Source organism: Amycolatopsis sp. SID8362 (assembly GCF_010550475.1).
Lineage (GTDB): Bacteria > Actinomycetota > Actinomycetes > Mycobacteriales > Pseudonocardiaceae > Amycolatopsis > Amycolatopsis eburnea.
Genome location: NZ_JAAGNB010001784.1, coordinates 1 through 3,562 on the forward strand (window position 1 = coordinate 1; position 3,562 = coordinate 3,562).

A 3,562-nucleotide genomic window follows, 5' to 3' on the forward strand; every position below is an offset into this window, starting at 1 on the left:
CCGAGCGCGAGCGCCAGGCCCGGCACGAGGCCGACGTCGCCCGCCAGGCCGCCGAGCGGGCCAGCCGCGCCAAGACCGACTTCGTCGCCGCCCTCGGCCACGAGCTCCGCACGCCGCTGCAGGCCGTCACCGGGTTCACCGAGCTGCTCGGGTCGCTCGACCTGCCGCCGGAACGCCGCCAGGCGGCGCTCGAGCACATCACCGGCGCGGCCGGGCACATCCTCGCCATGGTGGACGACGTCCTCGACGTGGCCCGGATCGAGGCCAGGGCGCTGCCGCTGCACCCGGTGGACATCGACGTGCCCGCCGTGGTCGCGGAGGTGCTGAGCCTGCTGGAGCCGCTCGCCGACGCGGAAGGCGTCCACCTGCGCGACGAGAGCGGCCCGGCCACGCTGCACGGCGACGAGCGGCGGCTCAAGCAGATCCTGCTCAACCTCGCGGGCAACGCCGTCCGCTACAACCGGACGGGCGGGACGGTCGTGCTCACCACCCGCACCGAGCCGGACGCGGTGGTCATCACCGTCGCCGACAGCGGCCGCGGCATCGCCCCGGAACACCTCGACCGGCTGTTCACCCCGTTCGACCGCCTCGGCGCCGACTCCGGCGAGGGCGTCGGCCTCGGCCTCCCGCTGGCCAAGGGCCTCGCCGAGGCGATGGGCGGCGGGCTCGCGGTGGAGAGCACGCCGGGCCGGGGCACGACCGTGGAGGTCACGCTGCCGCGCTGATCTTCCCGGTTCGACCGTCCCGGAGCGGGGAACCCGGACGCACGCCCGACCACGGAGGTACTCATGCGCGTCGTGGACCACGACGTCCGGCCCGGCGTCGAAGCCGACATGGGCGACGGCGACGCGTGGCCGTCGATCCGCGCCAAGGTCCAGGCGGCCGACATCCTGCTCGTGGCCACGCCGACGTGGGTCGGGCACATGTCCAGCGTCGCGCAGCGCGTGCTGGAACGGCGAAGCCATGCAGGGCGGCGACTACAACGACCTCGACGAAACGCCCGAGGCCGTCGCGTCCACGAACGCCACGCTGGTGCGCAACGCCGTGCACTTGGCCCGGCTGCTCGAGAAGTCCCAGTACCCGGCCACTTGAGCCCCCTCGCGCGCCGGCGTCGACGTGAGCTTCACCGCGGCGGCAGGACGAAGGTGGTGGTGCCGCCGGGCCCGCCGACGGTGATGTGGAAGCTGAACGTCTCCGTCGTGGTGGTCACCTCCGTCGTGGTCGACTCGGGCTGCTCTTCCGCGGGGCTGAACAGCTCCACCCGGAACAGCCCGAGGACGACCGCCGCGCCGAGCAGCAGGCCCGCGAACGCGACCACCGAGAACGCGCACCCCTCCGGCGGCGGGCCGACCACCGCGGACTGGGGCGCCGGCTCGATCACCGCCTCTTCCGCCCGGCGCCGCCATTCCGCCGTCGGGTGCGCGACGACCTCGGCGCGCCACGGCCGGTCCGGCGGGTACTCGACCACGAGGACGTCGCCCACCCGGATGTCCGGCAGGTCGGCCAGGTTGACGTGGTGGGTGATCTCGACGCGGAACGGCGGAGAGCCGTCGACGGTGAGCACGAGGGTGACCGGGACGTCGCCCGTCTCGGTACCACCGGCCCGCCGGCTTTCGATCCGCGCCAGCGCGACACGCGGAACGACCGCCGCCTCGCGGGCGCGGCGGGGCATCCCGGCGGCGAACAGCAGGGCGCCGTAGGCGATGGGAAGGCCGAAGGCGGTCAGGAACAGCGGGACCTCCTCGAGCACGATCCCGGTGACGAAGGCGCTCAGCGCCGCCCCGGCGACACCGCCGCCGAGGAAGCCGCGAACGAGGGCGGCAGGGGACATGAGAGCTCCTCAGCAGAAGGGCGACCCGGCCGGATCCGGTTCCACCAGAACGGCTTCCGGGTCCTGGGGGTCGTAGCGGACGAGGACGGCGGAACCGCGCGCCGGGGACCGCAGGACGGGCGTGACCATCGTCGTCACCACCGTGCGCTCGCCGGTTTCCACCGGGAACCGGACGTGGACGACGTACCGCGGGTTCCCCAGCACCCAGACGTCGGTGAACTCGACGTGCGTGACGTACCCGGTCACCTCGCGGCCGTACCGGCGCAGGGCTTCGGCGCGGTCGTCGGCCTCCGCCGCGGTGAGGAACTCCCGCAGCAGCACCGCGATCAGCACCAGCGCGATCACCGCGGCGACCGCCGGTACCAGGTAGGGCTCGTAGTAGACGACCCAGTCCACATCGGACCACGGCTCGCCGTCGCCCCCGGCGAACGGCAGCCGCCGCCCCACCGACTCCGGCGGCGTCCACGACGGGATCGCCACACCGCCGCCCAGCGCCACGCCCAGTGCGGCGGCGAGCGAGCCCGCCCGGAAGCCGATCGCCAACCGGCCCAGGGACGGCCCGGCCGCCCACAGCATCGCGAAGCCGAGCGACGAGGCCACCGTGACGGCGAGGCTGAAGAACAGCACGAGCGAAGCCGCCGGGCCCGCGTCGGCCCCCCACGCGCCGACGCGGTTCAGCGACATCAGCCGGAAGCCGTCCAGCAGCCCGAGCGAGCCGGACCAGCCGGCCGCCGCCCAGGCGAGCGTGGTGGGCACGCCGAGCAGCCACAGCCGCCGCCCGCGACGCCCCGGCCGCGAGTCGTCCGGCAATCCGAAGGCGAACACCGCGCCTCCTTTCGGTTGTTGGTTGGGTTCATGGCCGGCTCGACCTCGGGAACCGGGCGCCGACCCGGCAGCCATGCCGCTAAGCGATCGGCCCGAACACCGCGACCTTCGCCGGGTCGGCCGGATCGACCCTGGCCTCGTGCCGGGTGCCGGGCGCGTACTGCTGGATCGTCGCCAGCGGGGTGATCAGCGGGGTGACCGTCCGGTAGGTGGTGCCGTCGGCGCGGGTGACCTCCAGCGTGGCGGTGTACCGGGCCTGGCCGGCGACCGTCCGCTCGGTGGGCTCCAGCGCGCGCACGACCAGCGTGGCCGGCTCGCCCGTGTCGTACAGCCGGCGCAGTTCCGTGCCGTAGGCCTGCAGTTCCTGCTGCTGGCGCAGTTGCTCGTCGGCGGGCAGCGCCAGGAACTCCGCCGTCGCGGGGTCGGCGTTCATCGCCCGGAACGCCTGCGCCGCCAGCTGCGGCGTCGGGAGCTGCGGGGTGATGTCGTGCCCCTCGGCGGCGGCCGCGCGGCGGAACTGCTCCGCGTGCTGCTGGAACTGCTGCGCGCCACGGGCCGCGCCCTGGCGGGTGGCTTCGTCGACCTGGCGGCGGATCTTCTTGAACATCGGGTCCTGCCTCTCTGTGCGGTGCGCACAGCTTCGGCGGGCCGCGGTGCTACCGAACCCAGGTTTGCCCGTCGTCGGAGGCGTCGAGGCAGGTCAGCGCCGCCCAGAAGGCGGGCGAGCGGGCCGGTCCGGGGGCTTCGCGCCAGCGCGCGAGGCGGGTGCGCTGCCACGCGCACAGCTCGGTCACGGGGTCGTCGCCGTCCAGGGCGGTGTCGACGGCGATCACCAGTTCGGCCATCGGGTCCGCGCCCGGCACCGCGGCCGACGTCGGCAGCGCCCACACCGTCGCGGCCACCAGG

At 74.6% G+C, this 3,562-nt stretch carries 5 protein-coding genes and 1 pseudogene; 2 read left to right on the plus strand and 4 right to left on the minus strand.

Annotation, left to right across the window (positions count from 1 at the left end):
- Together G3I65_RS54685 and G3I65_RS58990 are read left to right on the plus strand one after the other, a co-directional pair.
- Positions 1-725 (plus strand): sensor histidine kinase KdpD (locus G3I65_RS54685; protein WP_160704359.1); only part of this gene is annotated, 725 nt, incomplete at its 5' end.
- A 42-nt stretch (positions 726-767) separates the two neighbouring features.
- A pseudogene (locus G3I65_RS58990) lies at positions 768-1,092 on the plus strand (flavodoxin); the annotation flags it as partial.
- Positions 1,093-1,123: 31 nt separating this feature from the next.
- Here the strand turns inward: G3I65_RS58990 and G3I65_RS54695 are convergent.
- The 4 genes from G3I65_RS54695 to G3I65_RS54710 all read right to left on the minus strand — a co-directional run.
- Positions 1,124-1,831, minus strand: coding sequence for a hypothetical protein (locus tag G3I65_RS54695; RefSeq protein ID WP_160704361.1), 708 nt, complete (start codon positions 1,829-1,831; stop codon positions 1,124-1,126).
- Between the two features lie 9 nt (positions 1,832-1,840).
- Entirely contained in the window at positions 1,841-2,656 is an 816-nt protein-coding gene (locus tag G3I65_RS54700; protein WP_160704363.1) for a DUF3592 domain-containing protein, read from the minus strand.
- A 79-nt stretch (positions 2,657-2,735) separates the two neighbouring features.
- Positions 2,736-3,263 carry a hypothetical protein gene (locus G3I65_RS54705; protein ID WP_160704365.1) on the minus strand — a complete coding sequence of 176 codons (528 nt, stop codon included), beginning with the start codon at positions 3,261-3,263 and terminating at the stop codon, positions 2,736-2,738.
- Between the two features lie 49 nt (positions 3,264-3,312).
- Positions 3,313-3,562: hypothetical protein (locus G3I65_RS54710; RefSeq protein WP_203612765.1), on the minus strand; the 250-nt coding region annotated here is incomplete at its 5' end.

Bases quoted from the DNA above. Each gene is read 5' to 3' on its own strand.
- G3I65_RS54695 (WP_160704361.1), bottom strand. From the start codon at position 1,831: ATGTCCCCTGCCGCCCTCGTTCGCGGCTTCCTCGGCGGCGGTGTCGCC.
- G3I65_RS54705 (WP_160704365.1), bottom strand. From the start codon at position 3,263: ATGTTCAAGAAGATCCGCCGCCAGGTCGACGAAGCCACCCGCCAGGGC.